This window comes from Paenibacillus psychroresistens, assembly GCF_009728935.1.
GTDB lineage: Bacteria > Bacillota > Bacilli > Paenibacillales > NBRC-103111 > Paenibacillus_AC > Paenibacillus_AC psychroresistens.
The window spans coordinates 6,735,468-6,749,680 of the sequence record NZ_CP034235.1 but is presented as its reverse complement, the minus strand read 5'-3'; the positions used below and the strand labels follow the sequence as shown (position 1 = coordinate 6,749,680).

At 40.6% G+C, this 14,213-nt stretch carries 12 protein-coding genes; 8 read left to right on the top strand and 4 right to left on the bottom strand.

Annotated features, from left to right (window positions below; translation table 11 throughout):
- Positions 1-48: 48 nt before the first annotated feature.
- The 7 genes from EHS13_RS30420 to EHS13_RS30390 all read left to right on the top strand — a co-directional run bounded on the left by EHS13_RS30420 (position 49) and on the right by EHS13_RS30390 (position 8,748).
- Positions 49-756, top strand: coding sequence for a response regulator transcription factor (locus tag EHS13_RS30420; RefSeq protein WP_155703971.1), 708 nt, complete (start codon positions 49-51; stop codon positions 754-756).
- Positions 753-1,802 carry a sensor histidine kinase gene (locus EHS13_RS30415; RefSeq protein WP_155703970.1) on the top strand — a complete coding sequence of 350 codons (1,050 nt, stop codon included), beginning with the start codon at positions 753-755 and terminating at the stop codon, positions 1,800-1,802. Before EHS13_RS30420 ends, EHS13_RS30415 begins: the two co-directional genes overlap by 4 nt.
- Before the next feature lie 4 nt (positions 1,803-1,806).
- On the top strand, positions 1,807-3,075 hold the full coding sequence (locus tag EHS13_RS30410) for a molybdopterin-dependent oxidoreductase (protein WP_155703969.1): 1,269 nt from the start codon (positions 1,807-1,809) through the stop codon (positions 3,073-3,075).
- A gap of 105 nt (positions 3,076-3,180) precedes the next feature.
- The gene (locus tag EHS13_RS30405) at positions 3,181-5,499 is read left to right on the top strand and encodes an ATP-binding protein (RefSeq protein WP_155703968.1); all 2,319 of its coding nucleotides are present in this window, start codon (positions 3,181-3,183) and stop codon (positions 5,497-5,499) included.
- The gene (locus EHS13_RS30400) at positions 5,496-6,146 is read left to right on the top strand and encodes a response regulator transcription factor (RefSeq protein ID WP_155703967.1); all 651 of its coding nucleotides are present in this window, start codon (positions 5,496-5,498) and stop codon (positions 6,144-6,146) included. Before EHS13_RS30405 ends, EHS13_RS30400 begins: the two co-directional genes overlap by 4 nt.
- A 13-nt stretch (positions 6,147-6,159) precedes the next feature.
- Positions 6,160-8,094 carry a beta/alpha barrel domain-containing protein gene (locus tag EHS13_RS30395; RefSeq protein ID WP_155703966.1) on the top strand — a complete coding sequence of 645 codons (1,935 nt, stop codon included), beginning with the start codon at positions 6,160-6,162 and terminating at the stop codon, positions 8,092-8,094.
- Between the two features lie 15 nt (positions 8,095-8,109).
- Positions 8,110-8,748 (top strand): DUF2306 domain-containing protein, encoded by a 639-nt coding sequence (locus EHS13_RS30390; RefSeq protein WP_155703965.1) that lies wholly within the window; start codon positions 8,110-8,112, stop codon positions 8,746-8,748.
- A gap of 75 nt (positions 8,749-8,823) precedes the next feature.
- Here the strand turns inward: EHS13_RS30390 and EHS13_RS30385 are convergent, their stop codons facing one another.
- A complete protein-coding gene (locus EHS13_RS30385; protein WP_319633398.1) occupies positions 8,824-9,084 on the bottom strand; it encodes a Sec-independent protein translocase subunit TatA/TatB in 261 nt (86 codons plus the stop codon).
- 220 nt (positions 9,085-9,304) lie between these two features.
- Here EHS13_RS30385 and EHS13_RS30380 point away from each other — a divergent pair, with 220 nt between their 5' ends.
- A complete protein-coding gene (locus EHS13_RS30380) occupies positions 9,305-11,305 on the top strand; it encodes a glycoside hydrolase family 15 protein (RefSeq protein ID WP_155703964.1) in 2,001 nt (666 codons plus the stop codon).
- A gap of 34 nt (positions 11,306-11,339) precedes the next feature.
- Here the strand turns inward: EHS13_RS30380 and EHS13_RS30375 are convergent, their stop codons facing one another.
- From EHS13_RS30375 to EHS13_RS30365, 3 genes are all read right to left on the bottom strand, one after another.
- On the bottom strand, positions 11,340-12,548 hold the full coding sequence (locus tag EHS13_RS30375; RefSeq protein WP_155703963.1) for a virulence factor: 1,209 nt from the start codon (positions 12,546-12,548) through the stop codon (positions 11,340-11,342).
- 5 nt (positions 12,549-12,553) lie between these two features.
- Positions 12,554-13,141, bottom strand: a complete 588-nt coding sequence (locus tag EHS13_RS30370; protein WP_155703962.1) for a guanylate kinase — start codon at positions 13,139-13,141, stop codon at positions 12,554-12,556.
- A 359-nt stretch (positions 13,142-13,500) separates the two neighbouring features.
- The gene (locus EHS13_RS30365) at positions 13,501-14,178 is read right to left on the bottom strand and encodes a PDDEXK family nuclease (protein ID WP_155703961.1); all 678 of its coding nucleotides are present in this window, start codon (positions 14,176-14,178) and stop codon (positions 13,501-13,503) included.
- Positions 14,179-14,213 lie beyond the last annotated feature (35 nt).

Sequence of the window (14,213 nt, the reverse complement as noted above, 5' to 3'; positions counted from 1 at the left end):
TAAGGTGTATGGTTTATACTTCTTCTATAGATTGGAGGCGATGAGAACATGAACCAAACGATTCTGGTAGCGGACGATGAGACGAATATTACGGATGTATGTCGAAGGTACCTGGAGCGGGAGGGGTATAAGGTTCTAGTCGCTAATGATGGGATTCAAGCACTTGAGTTATGGAGAATCCACCAGCCTCACTTTATAATTCTGGATTTAATGATGCCAGGAAAAAACGGTTGGCAGGTTTGCCAAGAGATCCGAGATCAACAAGAAGTGCCGATTATTATGTTAACCGCTAGAGGTGATGAGCCGGATCGATTATTAGGCCTAACCATGGGGGCAGATGATTACATTACAAAGCCGTTTAGTCCACGAGAATTAGTGCTGCGGGTTAAAAATATATTACGAAGAAGCCAGATGAACGCGGTACCAGCCAAAGCTACAATAGCTGAAACGCTTTATTTTGAAGGCTTGACGATTTATCCGGAGCAAAGACGAGTATCTGATTTAACTAAAGATATCGAGCTTACGGCTAAGGAATTTGATGTGCTCTACCTTTTGGCGTGCCATCCCAATCAAGTATTTTCGCGTAATCAACTGCTTAATAAGGTATGGGATATAGATTTTGAAGGTGATACGACAACGGTTACGGTTCATATTCGCCGCTTGCGGGAGAAGATTGAAGCAAATCCCTCTGAACCGCATTTCATCAAAACAGTCTGGGGCATCGGTTATAAATTCGCTGAGAAGGTACAAATATGAAGCTGCGCACTTATTTATTAATTGCCAATGCAGTCAGTATAGTTTTCCTACTTATCTTTCTCTTCGTCAGCTATGATAAAATGCTGCTTAATACTCGCCAGTTTATCTTGATTTCAACGATTACCTTTTCAGTTGGCGTATTATCCGTGCTCTTGCATTTCCTGATGATCCGGCCTTTGGAGAGATCGATGCGGCTGATAGTTGCTGAATCAAAGAAAATTGCCCTAGGTAATTATCATGCTCAGGTGCCGGTTGTTGGACCCGTTGAATTCAAGAAAATGGCTAACCAGTTTAATGAAATGAGCTCACATCTGGAATTGAGCTTTAATCGGCTAAGAGATTCTGAAGTCTCTCGTCGTGAACTGATAGCCAATGTTTCACATGATTTGCGAACCCCGCTTGCTTCAATTCAATCTTATGTAGAAGCACTTCAGGATGGTGTTGTGGAAGATAAGGAAACCTATCAGAAATACCTGGGCACGATTCAGACGGAATCGATTCGTTTGGGGCATTTGATCAATGATTTGTTCGAGCTTTCTCGCTTGGATGCAGGTGTTGAGGAATTCCAACCCGAGCTTTATCCATTAGAAGACTTGATCGTAGAGAAGCTAAAAAGCTTTGCTATCCAATTCGAGCAGAAAAAGCTGCAGGTATCGGTGCATATGCCGGATGATTCGCCTTTTGTACAGATCATGCCATTCAAAATCAAACGCGTATTTGCAAATTTGTTAGAAAATGCGATTCGTTACGCACCAGATGAGAGTCATATTGAAATTACAGTAACACCACAGCAGGATCAATTCATTGAAGTCTCCATTGCAGACCAAGGTGAAGGCATAGGCGAGATGGAGCAAACACAGCTATTCGAACGATTCTACCGCACGGATAAATCACGTAATCGACATAGCGGAGGAGCCGGATTAGGTCTAGCAATTGCCAAATCGATGATCGAGCTTCATGGAGGCCGTGTCGGTGTGGAAAGTGTTAAAGGACAAGGCAGCCGTTTCTGGTTCACATTACCGAAGGTCCATTTGGAGAGGAGCTAAATCAATGAGCACATGGAAAAAATGGCTGAAGCCGCCAATAGGCAAATTTTTAGTGCAATTGCACAAATGGAACGCTTGGGTAATCGTGTTATTGACCATTTCCGGGATTGTCTTAAGCATTGGTTCAATTCGTGGAGATTTGGGCGCAGGTCGAGTTTGGTTGAAGCAGATTCACATCTGGGCAGGAGTTTTGTCGACGATTTTACTGATTATTTACCTGCCTAGAATGCGCAAGCATCTCAAACAGCTGCGTAATAAGCCGGGACAGAAATTTAATTTAAGCGTTGTCTTATTTCTGCTGGTTGGTTGGATTATCTCTGGGATTATCTTATGGCAGGGCAGAGAATTTACACCGCGTTGGAATACGGCGGCATTGGCTATCCATGATATTTTCACTTGGGTCGGAATTCCTTATGCACTTTTTCATTCGATTACAAGATCACGTTGGGTAAAAGAACCTACCAAGCGGACTATCAAAGCTGAGGAACAGATCATCATTACTGAAAATGGCAAAATTGAAGTTATTCGGCCAGTGATAACCGGAAAACCTTTTTATACTCGACGCGAGTTTTTACGTTGGGGTGTTGGCGTAGGTACAGTTATCATTGTTGGGCCGATGTTCATTAAATGGTTAAGCTCGAATGTGCTGAATATCGGTAGTGGAGATGTAGGAGGAGTTCTAACAGAAGCAGATGGAAGTCCTCTCCGGTTGGCACCTGTTCCGCTTGCAGATTCAGTAGCTGTCATTGGCGGTGGTGCGGAAGGCAGATTCCGGATCTATACGGTTACGCCGATTCCTAAATTCCACTCGGAAACCTGGAATTTCTATGTTAAAGGCCTTGTAGATAAGCCATTGGAATTCAATTGGGCACAGTTCTTGGAGCTTAAGCGCAAGGTGCAGGTTAGTGATTTTCATTGCGTGACAGGTTGGTCGGTATATCACAATACATGGGAAGGTATTCCTTTGTCGGCAATGCTCGAAATGGCTGGAGTGCAAAGCAAAGGTAAATTCGTCAAATTTTACTCAGGGGATGGGGTTTATACGGATTGCTTATCACTTGATGTAGCCAAAGGTGAAGATATCATGATTGCTGTCATGCACGATGGCAAGCCGATATCAGCTGATTTAGGCGGGCCTGTCAGACTGATTGTCCCCCAAATGTTTGCCTATAAATCTGTGAAATGGCTGCAGGGTATCGAGCTTATTGAAGAAGATCACTTTGGATATTGGGAAGTTCGCGGCTATGATAATGATGCATGGGTTAAAGCATAATATAAGAGATTGTTTATTAGATAAAAAATCTAATAGGCAATCTCTTTTCTGTTTGATATGATTGTATTTATTTGGTTTATTCGCAAGACATGGAAGAGGTAAATAATGAGAAATCGATTTCTGGTTGTACTTGTAGTTTCAAGTTTGTTAGCCGTACAATTCTGGTTTCTATTCTTGACCTTTAATAATGCTTATTACGGTGTGGAGATTACTAAAAACCACGATAACCAATATATTGTGACTGGCTTTGAAGAGGATATTAGCAGCTTAACTTTAGGGCTGCAGGTAGGCGATATCATTGTTAAAGTCGATGGTGAAGCTCCTGAAAAATATAAAATACTTAGAAAATTCCATGATATAGAGCAAGCGGGTGCAGTTACCGTTTTAAGGGACGGCGTTAATCACGATATTGTGATTAAGCATAATGGAGTTTTAAACTTTGATTATATCTCTCTTTTTGCAGAAATCATCTGCTTTTGTATGGCAATCATCATCTACTTGAAAATCCCAAATAGTAAATCGGCACGGTTTTTAGCGTTAGTATTCATTTTAATGGGTATTGTTTGCATGAGCATTCCTGCTTCATCTCGAGGGGATACTCTAGGCAAAATGTTAGTCACTGTTCCAACGGTTGCGGCACCTGTTGTGCTTTTGCATTTTTTGATGATTTTTTTCAAAGAGAAATGTAATATTCAAATGCCGCTCAAGCTCGTTTATGCTTTATATAGCTACGTAGCAATTAAAGCATTAATTTCATTAAGCTTTTTCACGCCTTTTCATAACTATGAAATCTACAAAGATGAAACCATAAGAATCTTTATATTCTTCCTTTTCGGGCTCCTAATCAATTTATTCATGTTAATCTATATTAATTTTAAATTCAGCAAGCAGAATCCATCCGTCAAACCAATCATTAAATTCGTTTGGTTCGCGTTTTTTGTCTCTTGTGCACCCATGGTGACACTATCTTTAATCCCGTACTTAATTACCCAGAAGCCACTCATTGAACCTATATTTACTTGTTATTTCATCTTGTTATTTCCGCTTTGTTTTGCCTACATGATTGTGACCGAGCAGCTGTATGATGTTCAGATCATCGCGCGACGAATTCTATATACCACATTAATTGCGATGATTCCAAGTGTGGGCATTGTTGTCTTACAGGGCTTTATTTTTAAACAAACCGCATCTTTTCAGAATTTGTTTTTCAGTTTTTTATTGATTTTGACGATTATCTCATTCCTGCTTTATCTTTTAGAGTATTTTGTAACCAAGCTTGATTCAATCATGTTTCCACACAAATATTATTTACAGATGGCACTTAAAAAAATAGCACAAAATCTTAGAACGATTAGAAGCTTTCGCGAGTTAAAGGATATTATTCTCGTAGATATAGTTAACACCTTGCAGGTAAAAGGCGGGGCTATTGTTTTTAAACATCATAATGCGATAGAAACGATCAGTGAAGGCAGCATTGATCTGGTAAAATTGGAGCAAGCTTTTAACTCGGATGAGCTAGACGATTCAATTTACTCTGTGTTTGAAATCAATCGGAATGAAGAGTATGCCAGCTTTCTGATCACAACTAAGAAGAAAAACAATACCTTATTGGGGTTAGAGGAAACACAGTGGTTGAGCTTGATTATCTCGTACTTGGCGGTCAGCCTGGAGAACTTGTATTTAATTCGTAAACTAACCTTAAGACTCCACGAGCTTGCTTCACAAATTCCTAACGAGCAAGCGGCTCGGGATGTGGTCTGGCTACGGAAATCGTTGTTTGAATTACAGGAGCGGGAACGATTTCGAATTGCCACGGACCTTCATGATACAACCTTGCAGGATATTCTGCTGATTAAGAAAAGCTTGGTTACTTACATGGACAATGGCCAAGATCGTCAGGAATTAATCGGTATTATTAAACATCTTGATCTAGTTAATGATAGCTTGCGTCAAAGCTGCTTTGAGTTAAATCCATACCTCTTACAAAGGATTGGACTTATCAAAACAATTGAAGCAGCTATTGAGCTGGATATGGGCTCCAGTAATTTTGAAACAGGCTTCTATTATGAAGGTGCTGAAAGGATTGAAAGCTTGGATATCGAAGTGAAAAAACATGTATTTCGAATTATACAAGAGTTAATCCAGAATGCTAAAAAGCATTCAAATGCTTCTAAGATATCACTCAAGCTAGCTGTTATGGAAGAGTATTTTTGTTTATTTTATAACGATGATGGGGTCGGGATGGATGTTAAAATGATTGGAAACGAGAGTAATCACAGATCTCTTGCAAATATGGGACTAGGGCTTGAGCAAATGAAAAGCCGTATCATGTACCTCAATGGACATTTAGAATTAGAATCAAACAATAATCACGGAGTTGCTATAACCGTACGAATACCTAATCTGAAAGGAATAGCCGTATGAGCAAAATAATCAGAATTCTGATCGTGGATGACCACCCTTTAATGGCGGAAGCAACGCTGCAAACATTGGAGCAAATTGATTTTGTACAGATTGTTGGTATTGCACTTACTGGGAAAAGCTGTTTGGAAATGGTGGAATTTACTAAACCTGATATCGTTTTTCTCGATTTCAATCTTCCGGATCAGTATGGGGACGAGCTTGCAAAAATAATAAAGGCGGCTTATCCAATGATCCATCTTGTTATTTTTACGGGGATTGATATTGCGCATTTATATAATCATCTAATCGGAATAGGAGTTAGCGCCATTATCTCTAAAGAATCCAGTGGCGCGCTCATAAAGAGCTTAATCACTATTCTGCTTGAAAACCATACAATATTACCGATTCCAACCTTCCACCAAATGAGGGTATTGAGGAATGAAGTAGAACCGACTAATTTATTGGATGCGGATGAAATAAAGATCATGGAAATGATCGTTAATAGTTCAACAAATGAGCAGATTGCTGATGTGATCCGTATGAGCAAGCGAACCATTGATAACTATATTCGCAAAATTTATGTTAAGTTAGGGGTTACCTCAAGAGCACAGGCAGTTATTAAGTACAATCAATTAAAGCATGTATTTGATGTTAATCTTAGGTTATAGATAGGGGATATTTATGCCAGATTGGTCTTATCGTACTTTATTCCGCCCACTTCTATTTTTAATTCCTTCAGATAGTGCAAGAGACCTTACTTTACTAGCTATGGGCAGCTTAAGTAAAATGCCATGGGGATCGCTGGTTATTCGAACCCTTGGTCATATGGAATCTTATCCGATTCTTGAAACGAGTCGCTTTGGGTGCAAGCTGAAGTATCCAGTTGGTTTAAGTGGGAGCCTAGATATCCATGGTAAGGCTCAAGCAGCACTAGCTCAATTTGGTTTTGGTTTTATTGAAGTTGGGCCAATTACGACCCTTGAAATTGAAGATAGTCGAATGATCGTGCGAGACATTGAGAATGAAGCCATTCATTATCCAAACGCATATGTAAATGAAGGACTTCAAGCCGTTATCTCTAGAATGCAGAAAAAACAAGGACACAGGCATCCGCTCATGCTGAGAATCAGACAAATGCCAGGCAGCTCTGCAGAAGAGGCAATGCTTGAGCAAATTGATATGCTAGACAAGCTAAGGGCCTACGCATCTGGCTTCTATATAGATGTAATAGATGAATTGTGGAGCCTAGAGCAAATAGAGAATATCCTAATAAATATCCGTGAAAAAGCAAAAAAACTTGATCCGGGATTGCCGGTTTTCATTTACATTCCCTTAGATCTGTCCTTGGACATTTTAAATTATTTACTGAATAAATTAGAGCTCCATTTGTGGCAAGGTATAGTTATTGGCGACTACATACATTCAGATCAAGGTTATACGGTGGGACACCGAGGATTACAGATTGGGATTGAGAAAACAAGGTTGATTCGTGAGGCATGTAAGGGTGAACTTGCCATAATTGCTACAGCAGGTGTTCATCAGCCTCAGGATGCCTTGGATTATATCGATGCAGGAGCCGATTACATTCAGCTGCATAGTGGTTTAGTTTATTCGGGACCCGGTCTGCCCAAACGAATTAATGAAGCTATTATCTATGAAAGAATTCGTACGGTGGAGCCGCATCCTATGCCGAGCTTTTGGAAAAGCTGGGGTTGGATGTGTTTATTAGGTATTGGAATGATCTTTGGTGGAGTTATGGCATGGGTGATTGCAGCAACTCGTGTAATGCTTCCATATGACGAAACATTTCTAGGGACCGCAAAAACATCACTTATGCATATGAATCATAACCTTCTGCCATTTATGTCCCATGACCGTATTACACTTGCAGGCACAATGATTTCCCTAGGTATTCTTTATTTTCAGCTGGGTAAATACGGATTAAGGCAGGGTCAGCACTGGGCGCAAACTGCCTTGCTAGCTTCGGGAATTGTTGGCTTCAGCAGTTTTTTCCTTTATCTGGGACATGGTTATTTTGATCCGCTTCATGCTTTTGTTGCTGCGGCTTTATTCCCCATGTTTATTCTTGCAATGAGAGTACGAGCAGATGAGCCTTCACGTGAGCAGCCTAATTTACTTAATGATCGCACCTGGTTTATGGCACAGTGGGGCCAGCTGATGTTTGTTGTACTTGGTTTTGCATTGGCGATCGGTGGAGCGACCATTTCTATCGTTGGGATTACACATATCTTTGTGTCCACGGATTTAGCATATTTAGAATCTACCCATGATGGAATTGGCCAGCTTAATCCACATTTGCTTGCTTTAATTGCGCATGATCGGGCAGGTTTTGGCGGTGCCTTGTTCAGTGATGCTATAGCTATTCTGGCTACATCATTATGGGGAATAAGCCAAGGTCGAAAATGGGTTTGGTGGGCTCTGGCAGCTGGTGGTTTTCCGGGATTTCTGGCCGTATTCAGTGTGCATCTTAACATTGGATATACAAACTTCTGGCATCTTCTACCAGCATTTTTTGCAGTCATTATCTATGTGCTAGGACTAATCTGGTTATTTCCTTATTTGATGAAAATAAAAATAGAGCGAGTGGAGAGGTAGGGGAGGATTCTGAAGTTGAAGCAGAAAAGAAGCTGGTGGATTCTATTTATCGTCTCCCTTGGGGTTATGATTCCATTCATGCTGCCATACTTAACCTTAGATCCGGCAAGAGCCCGTGTGGCTATTGCATCGAAAAATATTCAGTTTCCACTTTTAGTGACTCATATCATTTTTGCATTTATTGCACTAGTAACTGGCTTCTTACAATTCATTGAACGTATTCGAATTCAGTATCCAAAGCTGCATCGTTATCTCGGACGGGCTTATGTGATAAGTGTATTTATTAGCGGCTTGTTGGCGCTCGTGGTTGTATTCTATGTGGAAAATTTCACGAAGGCATTGGCTTTTCTCGCATTAACGATGGTTTGGTTAGTCACGTGCTGGAAGGGATATCGCTATGCTATGAAAGGCCAATTTAAGGAACATAGGATCTGGATGATCCGCAGCTTTGGGATAACTCTTGTGGCAGTAAGTGCACGAATAGTTGTCCCTCTGCTACTGCTTTCTTATTTTCTACTAAACGGGTTAACTATTCCCGGAGGAAGAGAGCAGATGGTTGAAGAAGTGCTGAATGTTAACATTTGGGTCGGGCTCTTGTTAAACTTCATTATTGTGGAATGGATTATTCTTAAAAAAGTCGATGCTGTAAAGTAAAAATAAACAACAAAAAGCAGCTGTTCAATCTGGCAGCTGCTTTTTGTTGTTTAATTAGGTAAGGTAACGATACTTTTAAGGAAGACGGCGTCTGTCTGTTGGTTCCGCTGGATTAGCTTCGACAAAGGTTGGGATGCTTGAGGCTTTAACTGGTGATTCTGGACTATATTCTGCTGCTGCTTCAGTCTCTGCGAGATTTTCTTTAGTACCTGATTTGAATTCGCGTATCATTTTACCAAAGCCTCGTCCAAGCTCAGGGAGCTTAGCAGGTCCGAAGAATATTAGAGCTACAGCGGCAATTATCAATAAATGGCCAGGAGTGAAAATTTCTCTCAATGGAAACACCTCTTTTCGTGGATAATTCAATTATACCTTAAATTTGCAAATAAATAATCAGCCTTCAAGGCAATTTCGTTAATATTATTAAATGGAAGCGCTAACGTAATGTGTTGGAGCTTTTTTTACCTTTTCTTACTAGTAAACATCCAGAGCGTATAGTACAATTAACAAAAATGTATCATAGAATAGCAAATACTTTAAGTAAGGTAGTGGTGACATGCCCAGACATTTGGTCGTAGGAAACGGAAAAATTCTAGTTAATTTAGATCAGAACGCGTATATCCGTGATATCTACTACCCTTTTGTTGGACAATTAAATCACGTCGGCGGATATCGTTGTCGAGTGGGCATTTGGGTAGACGGACAGTTCAGCTGGTTAGATGATCCAGAATGGACGATGAAGCTATCTTATATCGAAGACTCACTTGTAACAGATGTAGAAGCGGTTAATAATTCGCTAGGCATTACTTTATTAATGAATGATGGCGTCCATCAGCGGGATTCGATTTATTTAAAGAGAATTATTGTTGTTAATCATCAATCTCATGAACGTGAGGTTAGGATTTTCTTTAATCAAGACTTGAATATCAATGAAACTGAAGTTGGCGATACGGCGGTTTATTACCCTGCCAGCAATACAGTTTTTCATTATAAGAAAGATAATTACTTTATGTTTAATGGTATTGCTGGAGGCGAAGGTATTTTTCAGCATACAACTGGAGTAAAAAGGTTTCATGGTGCTGAAGGAACTTGGAAGGATGCAGAAGATGGAACTTTGATGGGGAATGAAATATCCCAAGGCTCCGTTGACAGTACCATAAGTCTAAGGATGATGTTGCCTGGCGTTGGCAAGCAAGAAGCTTATTATTGGATGAGTGCAGGAAAAAGCTTGGATGAGGTGAAGAAGCTAGACACTTACGTGCTTGTAAGTCACCCAGGCAGTTTATTGAACCGAGTACAGATTTATTGGCAGCGTTGGGCGAATAAGCTAGACCGCGATTATGCAGACTTAGATGCAGGCGTAATTAAGCTATTTAAACACAGCCTCTTGATTGTGAGAACGCAAGTCGATGTGAATGGAGCTATTATTGCGGCAAATGACAGTGATATCCTCCAATTTAATCGTGATCATTATAGTTACATGTGGCCTAGAGATGGAGCGTTAGTCGCTTATGCAATGTCGATGGCAGGTTATCAAGGGGTCATTGCCCCGTTCTTCCATTTCTGTGCTAAAGCATTGACACCTGAAGGATATTTATTGCATAAATACAACCCAGATGGAACCGTAGGCTCAAGCTGGCATCCTTATTTTCATGAGGGTAAAGAACAGCTTCCTATTCAAGAGGATGAAACGGCACTGGTTTTGTTCACTTTATGGCAGGACTTTCTGAAAACGAAGGATGTTGAACTGCCTCAATCGTTATATCGCAATTTGATTCGAAAAGCAGCGAGATTTCTTTATACTTATGTAGATTCACAGCTGCAATTGCCTAAACCTAGCTATGATCTATGGGAAGAGCGATATGGGATTTTCACATTTACCACTTCTGCTGTCTATGGCGGAATTATGGCTGCCTCGAATTTTGCTAAGCTATTCGGAGATGATGAGCGCAGCAAACGGTACTACAATGCAGCAGAGAATATTAAAAAGGGCATGCTGAAGCATTTGTGGAACGAAGAGCATGGTCGGTTTGCTCGCGGGATTTACCTAAAGGACGGCGAATGGATTCAGGATATGACACTAGAAAGCAGTGTTTATGGGATTTTTGAGTTTGGCGTTCTGCCTGCGGATGATGAGCGTGTCGTGAAAACGATGGTCTCGATTAAGGAAGGTTTATCTGTAAAAACCCATATTGGCGGGATTGCTCGTTATCATAATGACTACTACTTTCAACGTTCCATGGATATCAATCAAGTGCCAGGCAACCCTTGGATTATCTGTACCTTATGGGTCGCAGAGTGGGAAATCGAGTGTGCTAAATCCATTGAGGAACTAGAAACTCCACGCAAAACGCTCGAATGGGTAGTGAAATACGCCATGGAAAGTGGAGTGCTCTCTGAGCAGCTGGATCCATTGGATGGAAGTCCGGTATCGGTAGCTCCTTTGACATGGTCTCATGCCACATTTGTACTAACTGTTGTTAAGTATATGAATAAAGTAGAAGAGCTTAATAAAAAAGTGATTAATCGACTAATTAGAGATGCAGATACCATATAAACGTGCTTGTACAACAAAAAACCGCCATTTGGAGTTAATCTCCAGCAGGCGGTTTTTCGGTTTCAGGTTTATCACGGTTCGTCATTTGCTGCCAAACTGAGCCAACGGCTGCTTCTCCGCCTTCAATCCGTTCAAGGGCGAGCTTAACCTGCATTCGTATTTCAAATTCGGAATCCTCCAACGCCTCGCGAAGAGAAGGGATCGCAGATTCATCTCCAACTTCATATAGAAAACGCGCTGCGCGCCATCTGACTATTTTACTAGTGTCCTTAAGAGCTTGAGTCATTGCGCCAATTGCTGCGGGATCGCCTAGATCGGAAAGGGTATCTCCAGCTGTCCGACGTACGGCAGGTGAACGATCGACCAGAGCTTTGTAGAGATAAGGTAAAACCTCTGGTTCTTTAATATCACCGATATAGACGGCGGCCATTCTGCGTACAGATATATGCGGATCATCCAATGCTTGGGCCAATAAGGGCAAAGCTTCCATAGTAGGACGAAGCGATTTCAAAGCAGCATAACGTTTATGCCAGTCCTCATTTTCCAAAGCGGCAGATAAATCCGCTAAAGAGGTAGATTTAGAAGACAATTGTAAGGGAGAATCAGAAGCTTGGTAGGTAGCTTTTGTAGCCTCAGTGACTAATTGAGTCAGTTGTTCGTCCACATAAGTAGCTTCGAGCTCATTAAGAATTTGCTCCAGAACATCTTGTAATTCACCATAACGAATTCCATATTCCACTAGCTTGCGTTCTTGGATTAAATTAGGTGAAGCCAATCCTGCTTCTGTTGCAGCTTTAATGAAGCGTTCAGGCAATGCTGCGCGTTTCTCTTCCAACCCAGTCGATACACGAATTTGCATAGGAATCTGGCGAAACATTTGGATCAGTACTTTGATTTCACCAAATCCAGAATCAGAAGCATCACTAGAGAGTGCTGCTGTACTAGGTGCTGCTGATGGTTCAAGCTGATTCGGTTTGATGGAATCCGATTTACCTAATATCTCTCTGGCTTTTTCAAGAATAAGCTGCCAGCTTCCTCTAGATAGTCGATCCAAAGCAATGAAATCAGCGGTTTGAAAATAACTACTGACATCAGGAATACTTAAAAGCTTTTGGCCATATTCGGGTGCACTTTGTTTATTGCTTTGTGTAAAAGTGTATTGTATTCCATCTGGTAACCGTACATCTAAGTTGAGCTTCATGGAATTAGGACTTGGGGTGGGCTCCATAGAGATAATTTTCATCGCGTTTAATCCAAATCTTGAAGGCTGCGGTCTAAATACTTTTCTAATGTCTTGGTGATATCGTACATGGTATGGGAAAGATCTGAATTATCGTAGAGATGCTCACATTCCTCGCGGTTTGCTGATTCTTTTTCAAAGTCGTTCATATACCTAGCAATCTGTTCGGGTGAATCTCCGCGTTCTTGCTGACGTTTAATCAATTCGTCTCGATCTGCATAAATGAAAATTCTTATGACTTTATCGCCATAAAGCTTTTTCAGAATATTGGCACCTTCACGATTTAGAATTAAATAAATGCAACCGCTTGCTTCCAACTGGCTTTCTATATCTTCACTTTTAATTCCGTAGGAATTCCCAGCGAATTCTATGATTTCAATAAATTGTCCTTGCTCATGTGCGACATCAAAATCCGCTTTGGTTATGAAGAAATAATCTTCAGCCTCTACCTCGTTGGCTCTTCTGGTTCTGGTCGTATAGGAGAGGACCTGCTTAATATTCAAGGTAAGCCCAGCCATATCGGCAACCGTTTTACGGCCGGCTCCATTGGGTCCTGTAAAAACAAAAATCAATTCTTTGTCCTTTAATTCGTACATAGAATCCCTCCTCAGATATAGCTATATTTTACTGGTTTTTGTACCTTTGGTAAAGCGACAAGCCGTAAAATTAATAAATACTTACAAATAACTGTTGAAATATTGCCATTTTAATGGGAAGAGGTAGTGGAGAAGCTTTTGAAAGCTCATACGCACAATAATTGTGCTTATCAGGAATGCTCTAGTTGGAAAGTTGGCTATAAGCACAGATACTGTGCTAAAAACTATGAAAACCAAGGGTTCTAAGACGTTCGTCCTGTTATAGGCACAATCGCTATGCTTATAGTGTTAGTATACGAAATATGAAGCAATATTAGCATAGTTTTTGTGCATAAATAGTTAGTAGGCGTGATACTTAATTAAACTAGTAACTGATTAATTTTACTTTCATTAGCTTTATAAGCTCTTACTCGTATAGCATCCCTTTTTAAAGGAAGAATCCATTGCTTTTCAGCTAATTTTCTTAATAAGGATTGCGCAGAATTACGATGAAGCTTTAGGTGGTAGGCCACATCCTTGATGGTAATGGGCTTTCCGAGCTTTAAACACAACCGCAATACTTCCCGTTCTTGTAATGTAATCATATTTGATGGTTGGTTGACCCCGTAATATTTGCCGAGGAGCAATTGTAAATATTGAATACAACGAGTCGGGTTTTCTTTAATCTCGTCAATCGAAAACCGCAGAATCTTCCAGTCCATGGCTACTAAGAAATTCTGGCGATTCAATTGATCTGTAAACTGTCGACGATCCATTTGCTGCACATGCGGGCCAAATCCATCTGCCTCTAGATCCAGCTGAAGAAGCTCGGGATCAGGAATAAATGCATAGTCCAAGTAGTATGTCCCATAACGCATATCGGTTACAGCATACTCGGGATAAAGAAAATCAAAGTTCTTGAATGCAGGCCACCATACCTTTTTTAACAATAGTTTTTCACCGTAACCGTGACCGTCTAATAATCTTCTTAAAGACTCGCCTTTTCTAGTTGAGCCATGATGCTGGATAAATTTCTCGTATTCTTCTTCGAATGTCATTTTTCACAACCTTTCTCACTAATGGAAAAGAGAAA

Bases quoted from the DNA above. Each gene is read 5' to 3' on its own strand.
- EHS13_RS30420 (WP_155703971.1), top strand. From the start codon at position 49: ATGAACCAAACGATTCTGGTAGCGGACGATGAGACGAATATTACGGAT.
- EHS13_RS30415 (WP_155703970.1), top strand. From the start codon at position 753: ATGAAGCTGCGCACTTATTTATTAATTGCCAATGCAGTCAGTATAGTT.
- EHS13_RS30410 (WP_155703969.1), top strand. From the start codon at position 1,807: ATGAGCACATGGAAAAAATGGCTGAAGCCGCCAATAGGCAAATTTTTA.
- EHS13_RS30405 (WP_155703968.1), top strand. From the start codon at position 3,181: ATGAGAAATCGATTTCTGGTTGTACTTGTAGTTTCAAGTTTGTTAGCC.
- EHS13_RS30400 (WP_155703967.1), top strand. From the start codon at position 5,496: ATGAGCAAAATAATCAGAATTCTGATCGTGGATGACCACCCTTTAATG.
- EHS13_RS30395 (WP_155703966.1), top strand. From the start codon at position 6,160: ATGCCAGATTGGTCTTATCGTACTTTATTCCGCCCACTTCTATTTTTA.
- EHS13_RS30380 (WP_155703964.1), top strand. From the start codon at position 9,305: ATGCCCAGACATTTGGTCGTAGGAAACGGAAAAATTCTAGTTAATTTA.
- EHS13_RS30375 (WP_155703963.1), bottom strand. From the start codon at position 12,548: ATGAAAATTATCTCTATGGAGCCCACCCCAAGTCCTAATTCCATGAAG.
- EHS13_RS30370 (WP_155703962.1), bottom strand. From the start codon at position 13,141: ATGTACGAATTAAAGGACAAAGAATTGATTTTTGTTTTTACAGGACCC.
- EHS13_RS30365 (WP_155703961.1), bottom strand. From the start codon at position 14,178: ATGACATTCGAAGAAGAATACGAGAAATTTATCCAGCATCATGGCTCA.